The sequence below is a fragment of the Halopseudomonas sp. genome (genome assembly GCF_036960865.1).
In the GTDB taxonomy this organism is placed as follows: domain Bacteria; phylum Pseudomonadota; class Gammaproteobacteria; order Pseudomonadales; family Pseudomonadaceae; genus Halopseudomonas.
Map to the genome: position 1 here is coordinate 322,114 of NZ_JBALWE010000005.1, position 21,663 is coordinate 343,776.

The 21,663-nt window shown below is 61.1% G+C and carries 23 protein-coding genes; 4 read left to right on the forward strand and 19 right to left on the reverse strand.

Annotation, left to right across the window (positions count from 1 at the left end; genetic code table 11):
* Window positions 1–4 precede the first annotated feature (4 nt).
* From holA to leuS, 3 genes are read right to left on the reverse strand one after another with little or no spacing between them, the layout of a single operon-like run.
* Window positions 5–1,033, reverse strand: a complete 1,029-nt coding sequence (gene holA / locus V7747_RS09495) for a DNA polymerase III subunit delta (protein WP_335615788.1) — start codon at window positions 1,031–1,033, stop codon at window positions 5–7.
* A gap of 7 nt (window positions 1,034–1,040) precedes the next feature.
* The gene (locus V7747_RS09500) at window positions 1,041–1,589 is read right to left on the reverse strand and encodes an LPS-assembly lipoprotein LptE (protein WP_335615789.1); all 549 of its coding nucleotides are present in this window, start codon (window positions 1,587–1,589) and stop codon (window positions 1,041–1,043) included.
* A 21-nt stretch (window positions 1,590–1,610) separates the two neighbouring features.
* Window positions 1,611–4,220, reverse strand: a complete 2,610-nt coding sequence (leuS, locus tag V7747_RS09505; protein ID WP_335615790.1) for a leucine--tRNA ligase — start codon at window positions 4,218–4,220, stop codon at window positions 1,611–1,613.
* A gap of 205 nt (window positions 4,221–4,425) precedes the next feature.
* On the opposite strand from leuS, the gene V7747_RS09510 reads away from it, so the two are divergent.
* Window positions 4,426–4,698 (forward strand): hypothetical protein, encoded by a 273-nt coding sequence (locus V7747_RS09510; protein ID WP_335615791.1) that lies wholly within the window; start codon window positions 4,426–4,428, stop codon window positions 4,696–4,698.
* On the opposite strand, the gene lnt is transcribed toward V7747_RS09510, so the two are convergent.
* From lnt to miaB, 5 genes are all read right to left on the reverse strand, one after another.
* Window positions 4,648–6,183 (reverse strand): apolipoprotein N-acyltransferase, encoded by a 1,536-nt coding sequence (gene lnt, locus V7747_RS09515; protein WP_335615792.1) that lies wholly within the window; start codon window positions 6,181–6,183, stop codon window positions 4,648–4,650. The two genes, V7747_RS09510 and lnt, sit on opposite strands and share 51 nt — an antisense overlap.
* Before the next feature lie 18 nt (window positions 6,184–6,201).
* A complete protein-coding gene (locus V7747_RS09520) occupies window positions 6,202–7,041 on the reverse strand; it encodes an HlyC/CorC family transporter (RefSeq protein WP_335615793.1) in 840 nt (279 codons plus the stop codon).
* A gap of 6 nt (window positions 7,042–7,047) precedes the next feature.
* Window positions 7,048–7,506, reverse strand: coding sequence for an rRNA maturation RNase YbeY (ybeY, locus tag V7747_RS09525; RefSeq protein ID WP_335615822.1), 459 nt, complete (start codon window positions 7,504–7,506; stop codon window positions 7,048–7,050).
* The gene (locus V7747_RS09530) at window positions 7,496–8,524 is read right to left on the reverse strand and encodes a PhoH family protein (RefSeq protein ID WP_335615794.1); all 1,029 of its coding nucleotides are present in this window, start codon (window positions 8,522–8,524) and stop codon (window positions 7,496–7,498) included. Before V7747_RS09530 ends, ybeY begins: the two co-directional genes overlap by 11 nt.
* 144 nt (window positions 8,525–8,668) lie before the next feature.
* The gene (miaB, locus tag V7747_RS09535) at window positions 8,669–10,009 is read right to left on the reverse strand and encodes a tRNA (N6-isopentenyl adenosine(37)-C2)-methylthiotransferase MiaB (RefSeq protein ID WP_335615795.1); all 1,341 of its coding nucleotides are present in this window, start codon (window positions 10,007–10,009) and stop codon (window positions 8,669–8,671) included.
* Between the two features lie 151 nt (window positions 10,010–10,160).
* Here miaB and V7747_RS09540 point away from each other — a divergent pair, with 151 nt between their 5' ends.
* Window positions 10,161–10,496: a DUF1820 family protein gene (locus tag V7747_RS09540; protein ID WP_092285175.1), complete on the forward strand. Its 336-nt coding sequence runs from the start codon at window positions 10,161–10,163 to the stop codon at window positions 10,494–10,496.
* Between the two features lie 655 nt (window positions 10,497–11,151).
* Here the strand turns inward: V7747_RS09540 and V7747_RS09545 are convergent.
* The 6 genes from V7747_RS09545 to V7747_RS09570 form a co-directional block, all read right to left on the reverse strand.
* Window positions 11,152–11,754, reverse strand: a complete 603-nt coding sequence (locus tag V7747_RS09545; RefSeq protein ID WP_335615796.1) for a tetratricopeptide repeat protein — start codon at window positions 11,752–11,754, stop codon at window positions 11,152–11,154.
* Window positions 11,755–11,761: 7 nt separating this feature from the next.
* Window positions 11,762–12,391 (reverse strand): hypothetical protein, encoded by a 630-nt coding sequence (locus tag V7747_RS09550; RefSeq protein ID WP_335615797.1) that lies wholly within the window; start codon window positions 12,389–12,391, stop codon window positions 11,762–11,764.
* A 26-nt stretch (window positions 12,392–12,417) separates the two neighbouring features.
* The gene (gene hemL, locus V7747_RS09555) at window positions 12,418–13,710 is read right to left on the reverse strand and encodes a glutamate-1-semialdehyde 2,1-aminomutase (protein WP_335615798.1); all 1,293 of its coding nucleotides are present in this window, start codon (window positions 13,708–13,710) and stop codon (window positions 12,418–12,420) included.
* A gap of 11 nt (window positions 13,711–13,721) precedes the next feature.
* Window positions 13,722–14,351: a thiamine phosphate synthase gene (gene thiE, locus V7747_RS09560; RefSeq protein WP_335615799.1), complete on the reverse strand. Its 630-nt coding sequence runs from the start codon at window positions 14,349–14,351 to the stop codon at window positions 13,722–13,724.
* Complete coding sequence (locus V7747_RS09565; protein ID WP_335615800.1) at window positions 14,348–15,148, reverse strand: hydroxymethylpyrimidine/phosphomethylpyrimidine kinase; 801 nt, start codon at window positions 15,146–15,148, stop codon at window positions 14,348–14,350. The genes thiE and V7747_RS09565 overlap by 4 nt, the downstream gene beginning before the upstream one ends.
* Window positions 15,149–15,265: 117 nt before the next feature.
* Window positions 15,266–16,537, reverse strand: a complete 1,272-nt coding sequence (locus V7747_RS09570; protein ID WP_335615801.1) for a DUF1835 domain-containing protein — start codon at window positions 16,535–16,537, stop codon at window positions 15,266–15,268.
* 252 nt (window positions 16,538–16,789) lie between these two features.
* Here V7747_RS09570 and V7747_RS09575 point away from each other — a divergent pair, with 252 nt between their 5' ends.
* The gene (locus tag V7747_RS09575; RefSeq protein ID WP_335615802.1) at window positions 16,790–17,212 is read left to right on the forward strand and encodes an Mpo1 family 2-hydroxy fatty acid dioxygenase; all 423 of its coding nucleotides are present in this window, start codon (window positions 16,790–16,792) and stop codon (window positions 17,210–17,212) included.
* A gap of 103 nt (window positions 17,213–17,315) precedes the next feature.
* On the opposite strand, the gene V7747_RS09580 is transcribed toward V7747_RS09575, so the two are convergent.
* The 5 genes from V7747_RS09580 to V7747_RS09600 form a co-directional block, all read right to left on the reverse strand.
* Window positions 17,316–17,933: a pseudouridine synthase gene (locus tag V7747_RS09580; protein WP_335615803.1), complete on the reverse strand. Its 618-nt coding sequence runs from the start codon at window positions 17,931–17,933 to the stop codon at window positions 17,316–17,318.
* Window positions 17,934–17,953: 20 nt separating this feature from the next.
* Complete coding sequence (locus V7747_RS09585; RefSeq protein WP_335615804.1) at window positions 17,954–18,400, reverse strand: PaaI family thioesterase; 447 nt, start codon at window positions 18,398–18,400, stop codon at window positions 17,954–17,956.
* Between the two features lie 9 nt (window positions 18,401–18,409).
* A complete protein-coding gene (locus tag V7747_RS09590; RefSeq protein ID WP_335615805.1) occupies window positions 18,410–20,059 on the reverse strand; it encodes an acyl-CoA dehydrogenase family protein in 1,650 nt (549 codons plus the stop codon).
* A complete protein-coding gene (locus tag V7747_RS09595) occupies window positions 20,056–20,697 on the reverse strand; it encodes a TetR/AcrR family transcriptional regulator (protein ID WP_335615806.1) in 642 nt (213 codons plus the stop codon). The genes V7747_RS09590 and V7747_RS09595 overlap by 4 nt, the downstream gene beginning before the upstream one ends.
* A 92-nt stretch (window positions 20,698–20,789) precedes the next feature.
* On the reverse strand, window positions 20,790–20,990 hold the full coding sequence (locus V7747_RS09600) for a DUF2788 domain-containing protein (RefSeq protein ID WP_335615807.1): 201 nt from the start codon (window positions 20,988–20,990) through the stop codon (window positions 20,790–20,792).
* 254 nt (window positions 20,991–21,244) lie between these two features.
* Here V7747_RS09600 and V7747_RS09605 point away from each other — a divergent pair.
* The coding region (locus V7747_RS09605) for a contractile injection system protein, VgrG/Pvc8 family (RefSeq protein ID WP_335615808.1) at window positions 21,245–21,663 on the forward strand (419 nt) is incomplete at its 3' end.

The window sequence follows — 21,663 nt, forward strand, 5'->3', positions numbered from 1 at the left end:
GAGTTTAGAGCGCCAGTCTGACGCCGGCCGCTTCAACCAGAATGCGGGCAAGCCCATCCCAGGGTGAGCCTGCCGCTTGGCCCTTGATCTGCTCATCCACCGTTTGTGCTGCGCCCAGCCAGTCTTCCCAAGCGCTAGCCGGATGGCGCTCCAGTGCGCTTTTCATCACGGGTTTGCGTTTGTCCCAAACCGGTGGGCGCTGACTGGCGAAGACCTTGTCCAGCGGAATGCCGCGGTAGCTGTCCTGCGCGATGCTGGCCAGGGTGCGTAGCTCGCGGGTCAGCGCCCACAGCACGACCGGCGCCTCGACACCTTCTCCGCGCAGGCCCTGAAGTATGCGTAGCGCCTGCTGAGCTTGGCCCAGCAACATGGCGTCAGTCAGATTGAAAACGTCGAAGCGGGCACTGTCGGCTACCACCTGTTGGACGGTGTCCAGATCGAGGCTGCCTTCACTGCAGAAGAGTTTGAGCTTTTCTATTTCCTGTGCAGCAGCCAGCAGGTTGCCTTCTACCCGTGCCGAGAGCAGCTCCAGAGCCTCGGGGCTGGCCTGCAGGCCGGCCGACGCCAGGCGCTCGCGCATCCAGTTGGGCAACTGATGTGCCTCGATGGGCCAGATTTGCACAAAGCGGCTGTCGGCATGATCAAGCAGTGCCTTGGCCCACTTGCTGCGCATGGCGGTACCGTCCAGTTTCGGCAGGCTGATCAGCAAGGTGGTATCGGTGGGCGGTTGCTCGAGATAACCGAGCAACGCCTTGGCACCCTGGTCTCCGGGCTTGCCGGAAGGCAGACGCAGTTCAAGCAGGCGCTGTTGGGCAAACAGCGAAAGGCTATGACTGGCCTCGTAGAGCTGCGACCAGTCGAAGTTGCGCTCGGCATGGAACACCTGGCGCTCTTCACTACCGGCAGCCCGACACGCCTTGCGGATCAGGTCCTCGGCCTCGCCGCACAGCAGCGGCTCATCGCCACTGACAACGTAGACCGCGGCAAGGCCTTCCTTGAGCTGGCGTGGCAGTTGCGCCGCGTTCAGCTTCATGGCGCGCTCAGGGCATCTGCTCTTGGTCGAGCGTCTGTTCGCGTGCGGAGAGCTCGGTTTCGGTCAGGCTCGACAGGCGGAACAGCAGCTGCCGGGTCAGGTCGCCACGCATCTCGTTACGCAGCAGGGTTTCTTCTTCGGTGGTACCGATGATGTTGTCCTTGTCGTTCACGTAGGTGCGACGGGTGTTCAGCGTCTCGGGACCAATCAGCGAGCGGCCCTGGCGGTCGGCGATCTGGAAAGTCAGATTGCTGGTCAGCTCATATTCTGCCGGGGTGGCGCGGCTGGTGTAGCTGACGGCGCGGCGGCCCTGTGACTCGTTGAGTAGTTGCAACTGGTAGGGTGCGCTGGGAGTGACGCGAACCCCGTCAATCTCCAATGCTTCCAGTACCTGCTGATATGTTTGTCCGTAGCGGTTGCGGGCGGTAACGTCCAGCTCGTTCAGATCGACGTTGTCGACGCCGGTGCCGCGCAGCTGAAAGCCGCAACCGGAAGCGAGCAGTGCGGCGCCCAGTACAGCGCAGCCCAGCAGCAGACGAGGGGTGTTCAGGGACATCTTGGCTCTCCGTTGCATTAATCAGTTGGCGACAATGTTGACCAGTTTACCGGGTACCACGATCACCTTGCGGATGGTCAGACCTTCGGTAAAGCGCTGCACATTCTCGTTTTCCCGCGCGGCGGCTTCTATGGCATTACGGCTGGTGTCCGCAGCTACGTCAATATGTCCGCGCAGTTTGCCGTTGACCTGAATGACCAGCTGCAGGGTGTCTTGGGTCAAGGCGCTTTCATCCAGTTGCGGCCAGCGGGCGTCAATGATGGCGTCGCTGTGCCCCAGCGCCTGCCACAAGCTGTGACAGATGTGTGGGGCGATGGGCGCGAGCAGCAGCGCGACCGTTTCCAGGCCTTCTTGCAGCAGGGCGCGGTCCTGGCCGCTGTCCTGCGGTGCCTTCTCCAGCACGTTCATCAATGTCATGACCGCGGCAATGGCGGTATTGAACTTGTGGTGCTGACCGATATCCTGGCTGGCCTGCTTGATGGCCAGATGGATGGCGCGGCGAATGTCTTTCTGTGCGTCGCTCAGGCTGCTCAGATCCAGCGCTTCCTTTGCGCCACCTTTGCTGACGAAGGCATGGTTCAGGCGCCAAACACGGCGCAGGAAGCGGAAAGCGCCTTCTACGCCGGAATCAGACCACTCCAGGCTCATGTCCGGCGGCGACGCAAACATCATGAACAGGCGGCAGGTGTCGGCGCCGTACTGTTCGATCATTGCTTGCGGGTCGACGCCGTTGTTCTTCGATTTGGACATTTTCTCAATGCCGCCGATCTCGACCGGCTGACCATCGCTGGCCAGCTTGGCTGCGAGGATCTTGCCTTTTGCATCGCGCTCGACCACCACGTCGGCCGGGTTGAACCAGGTTTTGCTGCCATTGTCTTCCAGGCGGTAATAGGTTTCCGCGATCACCATGCCCTGGGTCAACAGATTCTTGAACGGCTCGCTGGCCTCAATCAGACCCTCGTCACGCATCAGCTTGGTAAAGAAGCGCGCGTACAGCAGGTGCAGAATTGCGTGCTCTATGCCGCCGATGTACTGATCGACCGGTAGCCAGTGGTTCGCTGCCTTGGGGTCGACCATGCCCTGTTCATAATGGGGTGAAGCGTAGCGCGCGAAGTACCACGAGCTTTCCACGAAGGTATCCATGGTATCGGTTTCGCGCTTGGCTGCCGCGCCGCACTTGGGGCAACTGCAGTCATAGAATTCGGCCATTTTGGCCAGCGGTGAGCCGGCGCCATCGGGTACTACGTCCTCCGGCAACACGACCGGCAGTTGATCTTCCGGCACAGGTACATCGCCGCAGCTGTCGCAATGGATGATCGGAATAGGGCAGCCCCAGTAGCGCTGCCGGCTGATGCCCCAGTCGCGCAGGCGGAACTGGGTGCGCGGTGCGCCCAGGCTGTTCTGCTCCAGTACATCGCCGATGGCAGTGAAAGCGCTGGCAAAGTCGAGACCGTCGAACTCTTCCGAGTTGATCAGTTCGCCCTTTTCACCGTAAGCGTCTTGCCAGGGCGCGGGCGTGCTGTCGCCGGCGGAAGTGCGGATTACCGCTTTGATCGGCAGTCCAAACTTGCTGGCGAACTCGAAGTCGCGCTCGTCGTGTGCTGGCACGGCCATCACTGCGCCTTCGCCGTAGGTCATCAGCACGTAGTTGGCGACCCAGACTGGCAGCTTCTCGCCGGTCAGCGGGTGCTTGACGAAGAGCGGCGTGGGCATGCCTTTCTTTTCCTGGGTGGCAATGTCGGCCTCGGCGACGCCGCCGCGCTTGCATTCGTCGATAAACGCCTGCAGTTTGCTGTCATTTTTGGCGGCCAGGGTCGCCAGGGGGTGCTCTGCGGCCACCGCGACATAGGTGGCGCCCATCAGGGTATCCGGGCGGGTGGTAAAGACCTTGAGCTTGCCGTCTTCGCCGATGCTGGCGGTATCGTAGGGGAAGTGCACTTCCATACCGACCGATTTGCCGATCCAGTTGCGCTGCATGGTTTTGACCTGTTCGGGCCAGCCCGGCAGGTCATCCAGTGAACTGAGCAGCTCTTCGGCGTAATCGGTAATGGCGAAATAGTACATGGGGATTTCGCGCTTCTCGATCAGCGCCCCGGAGCGCCAGCCCTTGCCGTCGATAACTTGCTCGTTGGCCAGTACGGTCTGGTCCACCGGGTCCCAGTTGACGGTGCCATTCTTGCGATAGATCACGCCCTTTTCGAACAGCTTGGTGAACAGCCACTGTTCCCAGCGATAGTAATCCGGTTTGCAGGTGGTCACTTCACGCGACCAGTCGATGGCCAGCCCCAGGCTTTTCAGCTGGGTGCGCATGTAGTCGATGTTGGAGTAGGTCCACTCGGCGGGGGCGACCTTGTTGTTCATTGCCGCGTTTTCCGCCGGCATGCCGAAGGCATCCCAGCCCATGGGTTGCAGCACGTTCTTGCCCTGCATGCGCTGATAGCGCGCGATCACGTCACCGATGGTGTAGTTGCGCACATGGCCCATATGCAGCTTGCCGCTGGGGTAGGGGAACATCGACAGGCAGTAGAAGGTGTCCTGATCCGGTGTTTCGCTGACCTTGAACGCCTCTGCGTTGTCCCAGTCAGTCTGTGCGGCGGCTTCGATATCACTCGGTGAATACTGTTCTTGCATGGCGTGGGTCTGAAGGCTCGTAGTGGCGAATGGTGGCGGAAAAGTAATGGGGCAGGATACACCACCAGGCCCGCCACAGGTAGTCATATGCCATTCGTCGCCGGGCGACATCTGCGTGCTGCGACGGGTCTATCCTCAGAGTGAGACACGAAGCAACGCGACCCTGGGAGGGGGGCGACCTGATAATTACCTCTGGAGGTAAAGTATGAGCTGGAGAGCGCCGGAGACAGTGGTCCATCGACAGAAAGATTCCTCCTACGGACGAATCTTGCGCCGTCTTGACCAGGCGCTGGACATGGCGCATACCCGCCAGTGGCTTACCGGCTTTCAGGGAGCAGGCGTGACCGAGCTGGAAGTGCAGGGCCTGAGCCGTGAGGATCTGGCCGTGCTCTGGCGGATCCTGGAAACTCTCGACAGCAGAACGCCGTTACCCGGCGTGCTGCCGCCGTCGACGCAGCACCGCAATCAGCAGCACTGAGATAACCGCCAGCCCCAGTGGCGCGCTGCGCCAGCGCAGGTAGGGCGTTAGTCCAGTCATGGGTTGCACTTCACCGAGCAAGACTTCCTGCTGAAACTGCGGAATGCGCGTGCGTATCTCGCCGTGCTGGTCGATCAGTGCGGTAACGCCGTTGTTGGTGGCGCGAATCATCCAGCGCTGTGCCTCAATAGCGCGCATCTGGGCCATCTGCAGGTGCTGCAGCGGGCCGATGGAGCTACCAAACCAGCTGTCGTTGCTGATGGTGATCAGCAGGTCGCTCTGGGCAGCCTGTTTCGCGGCGAAGTCGGGGTAAACCGCTTCATAGCAGATCAGCGGCGCCAAACGGTAGCCGGCAGCCAGCAGCGGCGCCTGATCGGTCGGGCCCTTGCTGAAGCTGGACATCGGCAGGTTGAAAAAGTCGATCAGCCCCCGCAGAAGCTCTTCCAGCGGCACGTATTCGCCAAAGGGCACCAGTTTCTGCTTCAAGTACTCGCTTTGCGGCTGGCTGCCACCGACCATGATGCCGTTATAGATGCGCAGGCCGTCGGGGCTCATTTCATCCACCGGAATGCCGGTGATCAGGGTGCTGCCACGCTCTGCCAGATTGGCGGCGACGCCGTCGACAAAGTATTGCCCCTGGCTCTGCAGCACCGGCACCGCGGTTTCCGGCCAGACCACCAGGTCGGTTGCCGGTTGTGCATAGGTCAGGTCGCGGTAAAGCGAGAGGGTGTGGGTGATGTAGTCTGGGTCCCACTTGCGTGATTGCTCGATATTGGCCTGCACCAGATTGACGCTGAGCGGTTGGCCTTTGGTGCTGGTCCAGTCGATGCGCTGCAGACCGTAGCCACCCAGCCAGAGCGCGGCCACCAAGAGTGCGGCCAGACTGCATTGCAGTGGCTGGCGAAGCAAGCGCCACTCGCTCAGCAGGCAGGCCATGAACACGGAGATGGCGCCCAGCAGCCAGACACCGCCAAGGGGGGCGTAGCCATTGAGCCAGGTGTGGGTGTGGGCGTAACCGTGATAAAGCCAAGGGAAGCCGGTAAGAAACCAGCTGCGAAACACCTCCTGTGCTACCCAGATGGCGGCGAAGCCGAGGCTGTCAAACCAGGCACTTCCGGTGCGGAAGAAGCGCACCCAGACCCAGGCGCAGAGCGCGATGAACAGCGACAGGCCAAGCTCAAGGCCTCCGGTCAGAAAGCCGGCCAGCAAAGGTGAGGCGTTGCCGTGCAGATGGATACTGATGTAAATCCAAGACACGCCTGAAACAAACAAGCCCATACCCCAGGCACCGCCGCGTATGGCAGCTTGCTTGTTGCTGACCTGGCTCAGTCCCTGATACAGCAAGGCGATGGAGAGCAGGCCCAATGGCCAGAGAGTGTAGGGCGCGAACGACAGAGTGCTGAGCGCGCCGGCCAGCAGCGCAATCAGGTGGCCGACCAGGCCAGGTCCACGCAGGCGGGCCAGCAGAGCAGTAGGCAGAGACATGCCGTTCCTTAGAGGTGCTTAGGTATTGACCAAGGTAACTCGCAACAGATGAACCCGGCGACTATCGGCATTCAGTACGCGTACACGGAAGCCGTCCAGCTCGACCACTTCATTGCGCTTGGGTAGATGGCCAAAGGCATTCATCACCAGGCCGCCAACAGTGTCGAACTCTTCATCGGGGAATTCGGTTTCAAAGTGCTCGTTGAACTCCTCGATTGGAGTCAGCCCCTTGACCAGGTAGTCGCCACTGGGCAACGGCTTGATCTGGCTGTCCTCGTCCACGTCGTGCTCGTCTTCGATGTCACCGACGATCTGCTCAAGGACGTCTTCGATGGTTACCAGGCCGGAAACGCCACCGTACTCGTCTATCACCACTGCCATGTGATTGCGCGTGGCGCGAAACTCTTTGAGCAATACATTTAGGCGTTTGGATTCCGGCACAAAGGTGGCCGGGCGCAGAATGTCCTTGATGTTGAAGCGCTCCATGTTGTCTTCGAGCAACAGGGGCAGCAGATCCTTGGCGAGCAGCACGCCCAGCACATCGTCGATGCCGTCGCCAATCACCGGGAAGCGCGAATGCGCTGCTTCAATCACTTCTGGGAGGAACTCGCGTGGCGTCTGGCTGGCTTTGATGGTAGTCATCTGCGAGCGCGGGACCATGATGTCCCGTACCTGCATGTCGCTGACCTGCAGGGCGCCTTCGATGATCGACAGGGCCTCGATATCCAGGACTTCGTTGGCGTGCGCCTCGCGCAACAGTTCCAGCAATTCCTGGCGGTTCTTGGGTTCATGGACAAAAGCCTGGACCAGTTTGTCCAGCCAGGACTTATGCCCATTGGTCGATCGATCTTCGCTCATTGATCCTTACTCATTGTCATCTAGATAGGGGTCGGCAATACCCAGTTGCGCAAGCAAGTCGCGTTCCAGGGCTTCCATTTCGTCTGCTTCGGTGTCGTCAATATGGTCGTAACCGAGCAAATGCAAGCAGCCGTGTATAACCATATGTGCCCAGTGCGCGTGCAGTGGCTTGCCCTGTTCCTGTGCCTCGCGGGCAACCACAGGTACGCAGACCACCAGATCGCCCAGTAGCGGCAGGTCCAGTTCGGGGGGGAGGTCGGCCGGAAAGGAGAGTACGTTGGTCGCGTAATCCTTGCCGCGCCAGGTGTGATTGAGGTCGCGGCCTTCGTCTGCGTCCACCAGGCGAATGGTCAGCTCACGGTCAGTACTGGTGCCCAGTGCCAGCCCGACCCAGCGTAAAAAGCTGTCGTCGTCGGGCTGGTCAGGCGCGTCCGAGGCACGCTGAATGTCGAGCTCAATGCTCATTCTTGCCTTGCTCATTCTTGCGTTCTTCGCGCTCGGCTTCCTGCTGCTGTTCAAACAGATCGTAGGCTTCGACTATGCGCTGCACCAGCGGGTGACGCACCACGTCCTTGGACAGGAAGTGGGTGAAGCCGATGCCTTTGACATCCTTGAGTACCTGGATCACATGGCCGAGACCCGACTTGGTGCCGCGCGGCAGGTCCACCTGGGTAATGTCACCGGTGATGACGGCGGTTGAACCGAAGCCGATGCGCGTGAGGAACATTTTCATCTGTTCCAGCGTGGTGTTCTGGCTTTCATCAAGGATGATGAAGCTGTTATTCAGAGTGCGGCCCCGCATGTAGGCCAGCGGTGCAACCTCAATGACCTGGCGTTCGATAAGCTTGGTCACCTGCTCAAACCCGAGCATCTCGTAGAGTGCATCGTACAAGGGGCGCAGGTAGGGATCGATCTTCTGTGCCAGGTCGCCGGGCAAAAAACCCAGTTTCTCGCCGGCCTCTACCGCTGGGCGCACCAGCAGAATGCGACTGATCTGTTCGCGCTCGAGCGCGTCCACCGCGCAGGCTACGGCCAGATAGGTCTTGCCGGTACCGGCAGGGCCAATGCCGAAGTTGATGTCGTGCTCCTGAATCGAGCGCACATAGCTTTGCTGGTTCGGCCCGCGCGGTTGAATGGTCATGCGTCGGGTACGCAGAATCACCGGCCGATTGTCGCCGGTCTGATTCAGGGTTTCGCTCAGGCTTTCGAGACCGGACTCCTGCAGAAACAAGTGCACGGTATCGGGGCTCAGGTCCTTGCTGTCACGGGTTTCGCGATACAGCTGACGCAGCACGGCCTCGGCAGAGCGGGTAATGGCTTCTTCGCCAATCAGCTCGAAATGATTGCCGCGGTTGCGCACTTCGATACCAAGGCGCTGCTCGATCAGGTGGAGGTTTTCATCGAACTGGCCGCAGAGGGCGGCGAAACGTCGTGAATCGACTGGTTCGATGCTGAAGCGATGAATATGTAGAGGTGCGTTCAAAATAGTCCGTTAGGTCGCCAGATGGCATGGATGAAACGACAGAATAGCGCGCAAACAGGGCTCTGCAAAGCACTGCCTTTTCCGCTGGTCGCAAGGCTCGCAGCGGGAAATGGCAGCGCACAGCGTTGGGCAGAGCGCATCGCGTTAATGCAGTGTCTCGCTGAGCAGGGTGCCGCGCAACGAGTGGGGCAAAGCCTCGTCGATCTGTACGTCGACAAACTGGCCGATCAACTGCGGGTTATTGCTGCGGAAGTTGACGATACGGTTGTGCTCGGTGCGGCCCTGTAGCATGCCAGGGTCCTTCTTCGAGTAGTCGGTCACCAGAATGCGCTGGGTGGTGCCGGCCATGCGGCGACTGTTCTCGAACCCCTGCTGGTTAAGGCGATTCTGCAGAATCTGCAGGCGCTGCTTCTTGGCCTCGTCGGGGGTGTCGTCGGGCAGATCGGAGGCTGGCGTGCCGGGGCGCGCGCTGTAGATAAAAGAGTAGGAGAAGTCAAAACCCACATCCTCTACCAGTTTCATGGTTTGCTCGAAATCGCGATCCGTTTCACCTGGGAAGCCGATGATGAAGTCAGAGCTGAGGATGATGTCTGGCACTGCGGCTCTCAGCTTGCGCACGCGGGACTTGTATTCCAGCGCGGTGTGATTGCGCTTCATGCCCGCCAGTACGCGGTCGGAGCCGGACTGCACCGGCAGGTGCAGGTACTTCACCAGTTCTGGCACTTCGGCGTGGGCCTGAATCAGGCTGTCGGAAAACTCGAGCGGATGGGATGTGGTGTAGCGAATCCGGTCGATGCCGTCCACGGCAGCGACCACGCGGATCAGGTCGGCCAGATCGGCGATGCTGCCGTCATGGGTCACGCCACGGTAGCCATTCACGTTCTGGCCCAGCAGGGTAACTTCGCGCACGCCGTTCTCGGCCAGGTGAATCACTTCCGCCAGCACGTCATCAAAGGGGCGACTGACCTCTTCGCCACGGGTGTAGGGCACTACGCAGAAGCTACAGTACTTGCTGCAACCTTCCATTACCGACACAAACGCGGTGGGGCCGTCCACGCGGGGTTCAGGCAGGCGGTCGAACTTCTCGATTTCCGGGAAGCTGACATCCACTTGCGGTTTGTGCGTGGTGCGTGCGGCGTCAATCATCTCGGGCAGACGGTGCAGCGTTTGCGGGCCGAAGACTACATCCACGTAGGACGCACGACTGCGAATCGCATCACCTTCCTGACTGGCCACGCAACCACCCACGCCAATGATCAGATCAGGGTTTTTCTCTTTCAGCGGTCGCCAGCGCCCCAACTGGGAAAACACCTTTTCCTGTGCCTTTTCCCGGATCGAGCAGGTGTTGAGCAGAATCACGTCTGCCTCGTCTGCATTGTCGGTCAGCTCCATTGCCTGGTGCTCACCGAGCAGGTCTGCCATACGTGAACTGTCGTACTCGTTCATCTGGCAACCGTGGGTCTGGATAAAGAGTTTTTTGGCCATGGGATCTACGCTGGGCATCGCTTGAGAAAAGGGGCGATTATACACACAAGCAGGGGCCTTTGTTATGCCCCGCGCTGTGCTATGATGCGCGCCCGCCGAACGGCAGCCGCCGCGGCGTTCACGCGTTTTTCAAGGTGTTGGTCATCCCGCTATGAGTAAAGAAAGTCAGCCGGTTTTCCGGGTTATCTTTAACAACCAGGGACAGGTGTTCGAACTCTACGCACAGCAGATTTTTCAGAGCGAGCTGTGGGGCTTTATGGAAATCGAAGAGTTGATCTTCGGTGAGCGCTCCCAACTGGTAGTCGATCCAGGTGAAGAAAAGCTGAAAAATCAGTTTGATGGCGTCAAGCGCAGCTTTATTCCGGTGCATTCGATCATTCGCATAGACGAGGTTGAGCGAGTGGGTACCGCGAAGATCAGTGAGGCCAAGGGTGATGGCGGCAGTAATGTGATGCATTTTCCGATGCCGCCGCGGTCGGATAGTTGACCAGGCTGGCGCGGATTCTAGAGATTAGATTGGGATTCGAGTATAGCTGCTTGCTGTGCTGCTTTTGAGCATGCCTTTCGCCTTTTCCGGCGAGTTACTTTTCTTTGAATGGCCAAAGAAAAGATAACCAAAAGAAATCCACCCCGACCAAGCTGGCCTGCGGCTTCCCTGCGTTGCTCGGTGTTGAGCGCGCCTGCGGAACTCGCTTCGCTCAGACAGTCCTCGGCTCAATCGCTCAACCCCTGCGTTACTCGGCAGCTTGGAAGGGGACGAAGAGCTGGAGATCGGTGCCGTTCCTGGGTTTGGTTTGTTGGACCGAACTTGAAAAACTAGCAGCAACACGGATTCATAGTCCCATCTGAGCGGGCGAGTAGCGCAGAGCTGCCGGGAAAAAGGACGTGCGCGGTGTCTGAGGTGCAAAGCGCCGAGTTCGCGCGCGTCCCCGGTAGCTCGAGCAACGCAGCAAACCTTTGGGCCGCGCAGCTGGGTGCCCTGGGGGATCGCTAAGGGGGCATGGGCAAGCATGCCCCTTGGCTCGCCTAAGGGCGAAAACGGAAGTGAGCTCAGCCGCTAGTTCAAACAGCGCACGACGTTGCCATCAGCGCAAGTCGACGGTCGAAGTTATGGATATACCGGATAATCGCTGGTTTGGCGCCTACTCCAACAACTCCTCAATCTCCTGCGCATTAGAATCAGGCTGCAACTGAGGCTCTTCCATCTTCAGCGTTCCATTCAACTGCTCTTCCCGAATCTGCGCCAGATAATCGCGAAACAAGGTTCCCAGCACGTGGGTGGCGGCATTCATCTCCTGCTGGTTCATCTGCAGTGCTACCAGGTCAGCGCTGTCCATGGCGGCATCGTGACCGTTGATGGAGGCCATTTTCAGGATAATGTAGGCCTGCGCCAAGTTACGCTGCACGCCTTCACCCTGAAAGTGCATCATGCCTAGGCGGTACTGGGCGCGTGGTTCGCCCTGAATGGACGCCTGTTCCAGCCATTGCAGGGCGGTGGCGTAGTCCTGCGTTACTCGTTCGCCGCTGTAGTAGAGCTGGCCCAGCTCGTACTGGGCCTTCATGTCGCCGCCCTCGGCCGCGCTGATGCAGGTATCGATCGCCAGTTGCAGGCTTTCCTCGTCCACGCGCTCAAAAGCGCAGCGGTCATCAGCGCTGATCAACAGGGTATTGTCAGTCTCGGCATAGCTCTGGCTTGCAGGTAACAGCAGGCTGAGCAGAATGAGCCTTGGCAGCTGGCGGAACATGGCGAGTTCAGGTCCTCTCGGTGGCGGGCGCCGAAGGGGCGTCGCTGGGTCTATTGTGCGCCTGTTCGCTCAACAGGCCAACTGCCAGGCCGGTGCCCAGCAAGGCGGGGAATAGCCAGTAGACCAGGGCCGAGCCATCAACCAGCGCGGCGAGCGCCGGCGCGTCTGGACTGAATAGCGGCGCCAGCAGGCCAATGCAGGTCGCCGCCGCAGCCATTAGCGGGCGCGCGTCTCGGCGCAGAATCAACAGGCAGCCCAGTACCAGCAATAGCAGGCCCAAGAGGCTGATACTCCACTGATAACCGTGCTGCAGGTCCATGCGCCGCGTCAGTTCAAATGCGGCCATCAAAGCCAGCAGAATCCGCCCCCAATTGGCGGCCTGCCAGCGCAGGCCAAAGGCCAGGTAGAAGCTGGCCAGGCCAAGTAATGGCAGACTGATACTTTGCGCGGCAAGACCGAAAATACGCTGTATATGGGTAAGGGTGCTGCCCAGCCCCAGCGTGTCGAGCGCCAACAGCAGGCTACTGACCGCCGGTAGCAGCAGCGCCAGCAGTGCAGCGGTGAGGGCTCCGCGGGCGTTATCGCTGAGGCCCTCGCGTCGCTGCCATAGCCAGTACCCCACTGCGAGCAGGCTCATACAGAGCAGCCCGTAGGCAAGGCTGATCATAGGGCGGCGAAGGCCTTTTCGGCCGCATCCAGGGTGATCTGCAGTTCAGTGTCGCCGTGGGCAATGGAGGTGAAGCCAGCCTCGAAGGCGCTGGGCGCCAGGTACACACCGCCGTCGAGCATCAGGTGGAAGAAGCGCTTGAAGCGATCGGCGTCGCTGGCCATAACGTCGTCGAAGGTGACGATGTCGTCGGCGCCAGAGAAATACAGGCCAAACATGCCGCCCGCCTGGGTGGTCACGAAGGGCACGCCGGCGGCGTCCGCGCGGTCCTGCAGGCCGGCCAGCAGACGACTGGTGTAGTCGGTGAGTTCGGCATGGAAGCCTTCGCGGCTGATCAGCTTGAGCGTGGTCAGGCCGGCGGCCATGGCCAGCGGATTACCCGACAAGGTGCCGGCCTGATACACCGGGCCCAGCGGAGCGATCTGCTCCATGACTGCGCGCTTGCCGCCAAAGCAGCCCACCGGCATGCCGCCGCCGATAATCTTGCCGAAGGTGGTGAGGTCGGGAGTTACCTCGTAATAGGCCTGGGCACCGCCCAGTGCCACGCGGAAACCGGTCATCACCTCGTCGAAGATCAGCACCACGCCGTGCTCGTCGCAGGCCTCGCGCAGGCCCTGCAGGAAACCGGGTGCCGGCGGGACGCAGTTCATGTTGCCGGCAACCGGCTCGACGATGATGCAGGCGACCTCCTGGCCAACCTTGGCCAGTGTTTCGCGCACGGCCTGAATGTCGTTGAAGGGCAGCGTCAGCGTGTGTTTGGCAAAGGCGGCGGGTACGCCGGCGGAGTTGGGTACGCCCTGAGTCAGAGCGCCGGAACCGGCCTTGACCAGCAGGCTGTCGGAATGGCCGTGGTAACAGCCCTCGAACTTGATGATGCTATCGCGGCCGGTATAACCGCGCGCCAGGCGGATAGCGCTCATGGTCGCCTCGGTGCCGGAACTGACCATGCGCACCATATCCATCGACGGCACCAGTTGGCAGACCAGATCGGCCATCTCGGTTTCCATCGCCGTGGGTGCGCCGTAGGACAGGCCGTGCTGCAGCTGGTTGCGTACGGCGTCCAGCACATCGGGGTGACTGTGGCCAAGAATCATCGGGCCCCAAGAACCGACGTAATCCACGTAGCGCTTGTCGTCTTCATCGGTAACGTAGGCGCCTTCGGCGTGTTTGAAGAACAGCGGCGTGCCGCCCACGCTTTTGAACGCGCGAACCGGCGAGTTAACGCCACCGGGGATGTGTTTCTGGGCGCTGGCAAACAGGGATTGGGAACGGGTCTCGGTACGGGACATGACTAAGTCTCTCAACAGGCGTTAATAAGTTGACTGAAGGTGCTGGCGCGAAGTTGCACAGCGTCAGCATCCGGCGCGCCGAACAGGCCATTGATCACGGCCAGATAATCGGCGCCGGCGCCGAGCAATTGCGGCGCGTTGTGCAAGGTAATGCCGCCGATGGCAATGATCGGCAAGCGGAAGCGTTGGCGTGCCTGCTGCAGCAGCACAGGCGTGGCTGCCGGCGCACCGGGTTTGGTGACCGACTGAAAGAAGCGGCCGAAGGCGATGTAGCTGGCTCCGTCGCTGACGGCCTGCTCGGCCAGATCGAGGCTGGCGTGGCAGGTGGCACCGATCAGCGCCTGCGAACCCAATTGCTGGCGCGCTTCGCGCAGCGAGCCGTCTTCCTGACCCAGGTGCAGGCCCACGCCCAGGCGACTGGCCAGCGCCAGGTCGTCATTGATGATTAACTGGCAATGGTGATTTTTGCACAGCTGGGCCAGTTGGCTGGCTTCATCCAGCCGGCGGCTGGCGTCCTGGCTTTTATCGCGGTACTGCAGCCAGCGCGCACCACCGCGCAGCGCGGCCTCTACATAGGGCAGCAGTTTGCCATCGGCCAGCAGGGCGCTGTCGGTGATGGCGTACAAGCCCCGCTCACTCATGAGCAGAAATCCAGTGGCAGGCGCCGTGGCACGTACTGGCCATGGCCGGGCTGCTCGGCGTCACGCAGTGTGCGCCAGGTGTAGTCGAGTGCCGAACGCACGGCGCTGACCAGCTCCTCGCCCAGTGCCAGGCGGCCGCTCAAGGCGCTGGCCAGGGTGCAGCCGGAGCCGTGGTAGCTGCCCGGCAGGCGTGCACAGGTGAAGTCATGTTGACTACCATCGCGGCAGTACAGGCGGTTGTGAATCTCGGCCTCATCGCCGTGACCACCGGTGATCAGCAGGTTCTGACAATAGGGCAGCAACTTGGCGGCGCACTCGTCCGCGCTCCCCTCGGGCAGCTCTGCCAACAAGCGCGCCTCTGGCAGGTTGGGTGTAGCGATGAGCGCCAAGGGCAGCAGTCGCTCACGTAGTGCAAAGCCAATATCGTCCTTGCCGAGGGAGCCGCCGCCACCGGCGCGCAGAACCGGATCGCACACCAGCGGTAGCCCCGGGTTGGCCTGCATCAGCTCGATCACGGTATCAACCATCTCGACGTTGCCCAGCATACCCAGTTTGACCGCCGACACCGGCATATCACTGAGTACGGCGTTGGCCTGGGCCAGCACCCATTCACGGTCGAGCACGCGGAAGTCACTGACATCCACGGTGTTCTGCACGGTCAGCGCGGTGACCGCCGCTGCCGCATGGCAGCCCTGGGCCAGCAGCGCTTCGATATCCGCCTGCAAGCCGGCGCCGCCGCTCGGGTCATGGCCGGAGAGGCAGAGAACAATGGGCTTGAAGGGATTGGGTTGGGGCATTGAGGTCAATTCCGGCTTGTTGACGGTATGGGAGGCAGGGCGTGGCGGCGGCCATGGCCCTGCGAACAATGGGCTAGCTTAACATCTCGCGCCGCCATCGGGCAGCGACGCGCGGTCTCAGCTGCTGTGCAGCCGCAGTTGCCGGTGCTCGGCGTCATAGCGCCAATGGACCTGGCCGGGCACCAGGTGCACGCCGCCCACCCAGTAGTCACGGTCGCCACGGGCGGCAAAACCGTCGGCTTCACCGCGCAGTACCTGCTTGCCGGTAGCGCTGAGCTGCAATTGCCGGTGCGGCCAGTCCAGCTGATTCTGACTTGTCTGCAGCAATGGCGTTTGCCCGTTCAGCAGAGGTTGCAGCAACCACCAGAACATCAGATCGCCCAGGTAGGGCAGCGGCTCGGCTTCGCGCATCAATTGGCTGAAGGCCTGGCCGACACTCAATGGCCCTCTTGCCGCGACTATGTGCAGCGTCAGTCGTTCGGTGAGCCCCAGACCGTCATGCTCGCCTGGCAATTGTTGCAGGTGCCGCTCCAGTGCCTTGCCGAGCATCGGCAGGGCAGGCGTACCGCGGTTGATCAACTGCAGCAGTTCATCAGGGTTGGCGGCGGTCAGCGCCTGCCAGGCCTCGCTGCCAAGCTGGAGCAGGGCAGCGTTGACCGGTTTGCGCTGCGGCCATAACCAGCTGAGCAGCTCCGGTGCGAGCTGGCCTATGCCGATAAAGCGCTGTACGCCCGGGATGCGATCTACCGCAATCAGCTCCAGCTGCGCAGTGGGTTGCAGTTGGCGCAACCGGTGCAGCAGGTAGGCCAGAATCAATTGATCGTAACTGTCGTGCTCAAACCAGAGTACCAATCGCTCGTAGGCGTCCAGTTGTTGCAGTTTCTCATAGGCCTGACGTTGACGGGCTGCAACGTCGGGGAACGTCATCCCGAAGGCGCCGGCCAGGAAGATGGAGCGATCATGCTCTAGCTGGTCGGGTGCGCTATCGCGCAATGGGCCAATGCAATAGGGATCGGAGAACTCCAGAAAATCACCGGTAAATCCGGCCGTTTTCAGGCTGTGCTGGATGTCACTACCGCAGCGGATGTGCAGGGTTCTCAGGTCGGCATCGCCTTGCCGCAGCAGCCGGCGATTGGCGTGGTCGATGCTCTCTATATGCTGCTTGAGCTTCGGCCAGCTGGCAAAGCCGGCTTCGCGGGCGGTCACCAGTTGCGCGTCGGCCAGTCGCAATGCTGCGCTGCGCGGTGCCAGCCAGCGGCTGACGCGCGCCAGAGCCTGGCTGTCGCCGGTTTGCAAGGCTTTGAGTAATTCCTTGGCGCGCTTGCGCTGCTGCTCAAGGTTGAGCCGGCCATGACTTATCGGGTTGGGTTGGGTGTTACTTGTAGACATACGATCCCCTTATCGGGCCTGTGTCCGCCAAGCAGGCTGGGTGTCGTATGGACAAATTCAAAGGTGGGTACAGCGGGCGCAGCCCTTTCCGCGAACGGGGACGCCAATCGGCGCGAGTCAGAGGATCGCCGCTGCGGCAGGGGTTGTCAATGACACTGAGTATGGCGCCTTGCGACATTGGTTGCTGCTTGTGCTTTGTCTACACTGTGAGACAGTAAACAAAGCCAATTCATACCTATAACAAGGTGGTTTATGAAAGCGATTGACCAATGGTTCGATGAGTATGGCGAAAGCCATCGCAATCCGATGAACAAGCTGCTGCACTGGATTTGCGTGCCGCTGATCACCTTCAGTGTGCTGGGGATTCTCTGGGCCATTCACCCCTGGGTGTCGATGCTGGCCGTAGCGGCAGCCTTGGTGTTCTACCTCACTCTGTCGTGGCGTATTGCGGCGGTCATGCTGGTGCTTTCTTTGTTGATGCTGCTGATCCTCAGCCTGATGACCTACGTATTCTGGCCCTGCGTGGCCATTTTTGTGCTGGCCTGGGTTGGTCAGTTCATCGGTCATCACCTTGAGGGCAAGAAGCCGTCGTTCTTCAAGGACGTACAGTTCCTGCTGATTGGTCCCATCTGGTTGCTGGGTTTTGTCTTCCGTGTGTTTGGGCTGCGCTATTGAGAGCGGGTTGGGGTCGGTCAAAAAGGGGTGTCTGGCGACGCCCCTTTTTATTGCTGACCCTCGGGGCTTCGGAACTTCCACAATGCTCTGGTTTGTCGCGATTTTAGAGCGGTTCGTGACGCCATTGCCCGGGCGCCAGGTCACCCAGCTGCCAGTCGCCGATGCGTACGCGCACCAGGCGCAGGGTGGGCAGGCCGACGGCGGCGGTCATGCGGCGGACCTGCCGGTTGCGACCCTCGCGGATGGTGATGGCCAGCCAGCTTGTGGGCACGCTCTTGCGAAAGCGCACCGGTGGGTGGCGTGGCCAGAGGTCGGGTTCGGTTATCTGCTCTACCTCGGCGGGGCGGGTTGGGCCGTCGTTCAGCTCCGGGCCGGCGCGCAGCTGGTCGAGCTGTTCGGCACTGGGTTCGCCCTCTACCTGCACCCAATAAGTCTTGGCCAGCTTGTGCTTCGGGTCGGTAATGCGCGCCTGTAACCGGCCATCGTTGGTCAGCAGCAACAGGCCTTCGCTGTCGCGGTCGAGTCGGCCGGCAGGGTAGACGCCGCTCAAGGTGATGAAATCCTTGAGGGTGGCGCGGCCCTGGCCATCGGTAAACTGGGTGAGCACGTCGAACGGCTTGTTCAGCGCAATCAGTTGTGGATTGGCGGGCGGCGCAGCGGCCTGCCGGCGCGGTTTGCCGGCGGGGCCAGGGCGTTGAGCTGAGCGGGGGCGTTGTTTCATGCGGGCTATCCGGCGGCAGGTCAGCGCGGCAGTGTAGCGGCAACAGGCAGCACTGCAAGGGTCACCATCGTCTTGCTGAACAACCGTTTCTCGCCGTTGTTTATAGCAAACACCTCTGACTCGACCACACAGACCTGCTTGCCGGGTTTGAGTACCTCTGCGCGGCACTGCAGGGTATCGCACAGGGCTGGGCGCAGCAGGTTCACCTTGAACTCAATGGTCAACAGACTGAAACCCTCGTCCAGCAGGGTGGCAGCAGCAGCGCCCGCGGTGTGGTCAGCCAGGGTGCTTTGCACCCCGGCATGCACAAAACCGCCCTGTTGCAGGTGGCGCGGCAGGATGGGCATCTCGGCCTCCACCCAACCCGCTCCGCAGGCGGTTGCCTCGATACCCAGATCGACAATGAAGTTGGCCCGCTTGAAGCCGTCTGCTACGCGTGCCTCGATGGCTTTCTGTTCAATTGACATGCTACTTCCTCACAGGCTTGTGGGGGTGGATCGGGCGACCAATGCATCAACCTCAAGGCCCCTGGGCAGGGTGCCGTAGGCCTGGCCGTGCTCGCCCAAACGGCTGGCGATGAAGGCATCGGACACTACGCTGTTACCGGCCTCCAGCAGCAGCTTGGCTTGCAGCGCAATGGCGACGTCTTCGGTCAGCTGGCGGGCGCGGTATTGAATGTCGTCGGTGTCGGCAAACTGCTGCTTGATTCGCTCGATGCGCTGCTTGAGTTCCGAAGAACCGTGACCGTCACCCAGCTCGGCAAAGAGTGCATCGAGCACGCCCGGCTCCTTCGACAGCGCGCGCAGTACATCCAGGCACTGTACGTTGCCGGAGCCTTCCCAGATCGAGTTGACCGGTGCTTCGCGGTACAGCCGCGGCAGAATGGTTTCTTCCACGTAACCGGCGCCGCCCAGGCATTCCTGCGCTTCGTTGATCATCCCCGGCGCGCGTTTGCAGATCCAGTATTTGCCGATGGCGGTAACCAGCCGGGCAAACTTGTCTTCCTGTGCATCGTGCGCGTTGTCCAGCGCCTTGCCCATGCGCATGGTCAGCGCCAGTGCGGCTTCGCTTTCCAGCGCCAGGTCGGCCAGCACGTTCTGCATCAGCGGCTGCTCGCTGAGTACGCGGGTGCCGACCTTACGGTGGGCGCAGTGGTGCGCCGCCTGGGTCAAGGCCTGGCGCATCAGCGAGCTGGAGCCGATCATGCAGTCGAAGCGGGTGAGTGAGACCATCTCGATGATGGTGGGTACGCCCCGGCCCTCGGCACCGACCATCCAAGCCAGTGCGCCGCGGAACTCGACCTCGCTGGAGGCATTGGCCCAGTTGCCCAGCTTGTTCTTCAGGCGCTGAACGTAGAACTGGTTGCGCGAGCCGTCCGGGCGGTGGCGCGGCAGCAGGAAGCAACTCAAGCCCTTATCGGTCTGCGCCAGGGTGAGAAAGGCGTCGCACATGGGCGCTGAGCAGAACCACTTGTGGCCGATTAGTTCATAGGCCTGTCCAGGGCCACCTGTGCCCATGGGGTAGGCACGGGTGGTGTTGGTGCGTACATCGGTGCCGCCCTGTTTCTCGGTCATCGCCATGCCGATGGTCGCCCCGGTCTTCTGTTCGATCGGCAGATTGCGTGGGTCGTACTGACGCGAGAGGATTTTTGGCAGCCAGTGTTCGGCCAGGTCGGGCTGTAGGCGCAGCGCCGGCACGCAGGCATAGGTCATGGTCATCGGGCAACTGGTGCCGGCTTCGGCCTGGTTGTGCAAATACATGGTGGCGGCGCGTGCGACCTGGGCCCCGGGTCGCGGATCGTTCCAGGGGGCACTGGTCACCCCAGCGCCGATGCCGGCGGCCATCAGTTCGTGGTAGGCGGGGTGAAACTCGATCAGGTCAATGCGATGCCCATAGCGGTCATGGCTCTTGAACACAGGTTTGTTCTCGTTGGCCAGAAAGCCGGCCTCCATCAGGCTGCTGCCAGCCAATTGACCATAGGCGTTCAGAGCGGCGTCTGCCCAGTCACCCTGATATCGCGCGACCCATTCCTGCAGCGGCAGGTCATCGCGGTACAGGTTGATGCCAGTGAGCGGCGGTACCTGATTGGTGACCTCGTGGGTTTCGGCGAACTGGTGCAGGTTCATTGCGTTAGCTCCTTGGCGCCCAGGGCGCGCAGACAGAAACGGGTGATGGTGCGGGTCACAGCCTCCAGGCTTTCGCTGGGCAGACCGCTTTCACGGTTGGCGCGGGCCTGCGGCGAGAGAGGGCCCACCAGGGATTCGGCAATGGCGCCAACCAGGCAGGCAGAGGTGAGCGGGATGTTCTCCACGACAAAACTGCCGTCAGCCACGCCATCGGCCAGCAGCTCGCCGTAAATGGTCGCATAAGCCTGACGATAGAACAGGCGCTGGGTTTCAACCTCTTCCTCGGCAGGTTCGGCGATCAGTGCATAGGCCAACTGGCGGCTGTGCCAGGCGCGCGCGGCGAACTGGGTAAGGCCGTTGCGCAGACGGTCGCTCGCCTTGCCGGGCGCGAGAAATTGTTCCTTGAGGGTATTCAGCTCGATACGGGTCGCCTTGACGAAGACGTCGGCGGCTAGCGCGCCCTTGCCGGGAAAGTGACGATACAGGCTGCCGGTGGCCACCCCGGCGGCATTGGCCAGACCGCTCATGGTCAGGGCGGTGAAACCGTGCTCGGCGACCTGCTGCAGAGCGCAGTCGAGTATGTGTTCACGCAGTACCTGATCACGCTCGATACGGGTGGCGGTGGTGCGGTAGGCCATAGTCTGAATCCGTATTCATTGTTTGATTGCAGTGAATCAGGATTCAGACTTTGATGCAGGGGGGATAATGGTCAGACTTGAGGTCGAATCGGTCAGTGCTCAACCACGATGATCAGGACTTCCTTGACTATAAAGGCGAAAACCCCAAGACCTAGTGCGAAAAACAACACAGCTGTGCCGTAGCGCCCGGCTTTGGACTTTTTTGCCAGGTCCCAAACGATAAAACCCATGAAGGCTACCAAGCCGAAGATCATAACCGGCATGGCTAGCGCTTCAAATTGTTGATAACTCATGGGGTCTACTCCAGACACTGAAAAAGGGCGGCCAGTATAGCGGCTCCACGCGATACTCCCTAGAACGGCTTGCCTGCTCTGTCAGATGTGATGCAATTCGAGTTTTGCTGTCTGGCGCACACCCATCGCCGCCTGAGGTCTTTACAATGCCAGGCCACCGAGTGACCGCAAGGTCAGTCGGTGGCTTTTGGCGTTCAAGCGTCTCGCCGATCCCCGCCCGGATCGCTGAACGAATTCTGTAAAAAGGACAACGGATGTTCTCCCCAGCCAATGAAGCGGCCTTCCGCCTGCACATCGACGGCGCCGCCCACGACTTCAAGGTACTGGCCTTCACCGGCAGCGAGGCCCTCAACCGGCCGTTTGCCTTTGAACTGGAGCTGGTCAGCGAACAGCCGGACATCGATCTGGCCTCCCTGCTGCACCACACCGCCTACCTCGATATGGGCCAGGGAGCCGGCATCCACGGCGTGATCGCCCGCCTCGCCCAGGGCGAAGCCGGCAAACGCCTCACCCGTTATCATCTGTGCCTGCGCCCCCAGCTCAGCTACCTGGCGCACCGCACCAATCAACGCATCTTCCAGCACCTCACCGCGCAGCAGATCATCAGCCGCCTGCTGGAAGAACACGGCATCCAGAGCGATGCCTACCGCTTTCAACTGAACCAGAGCCACCC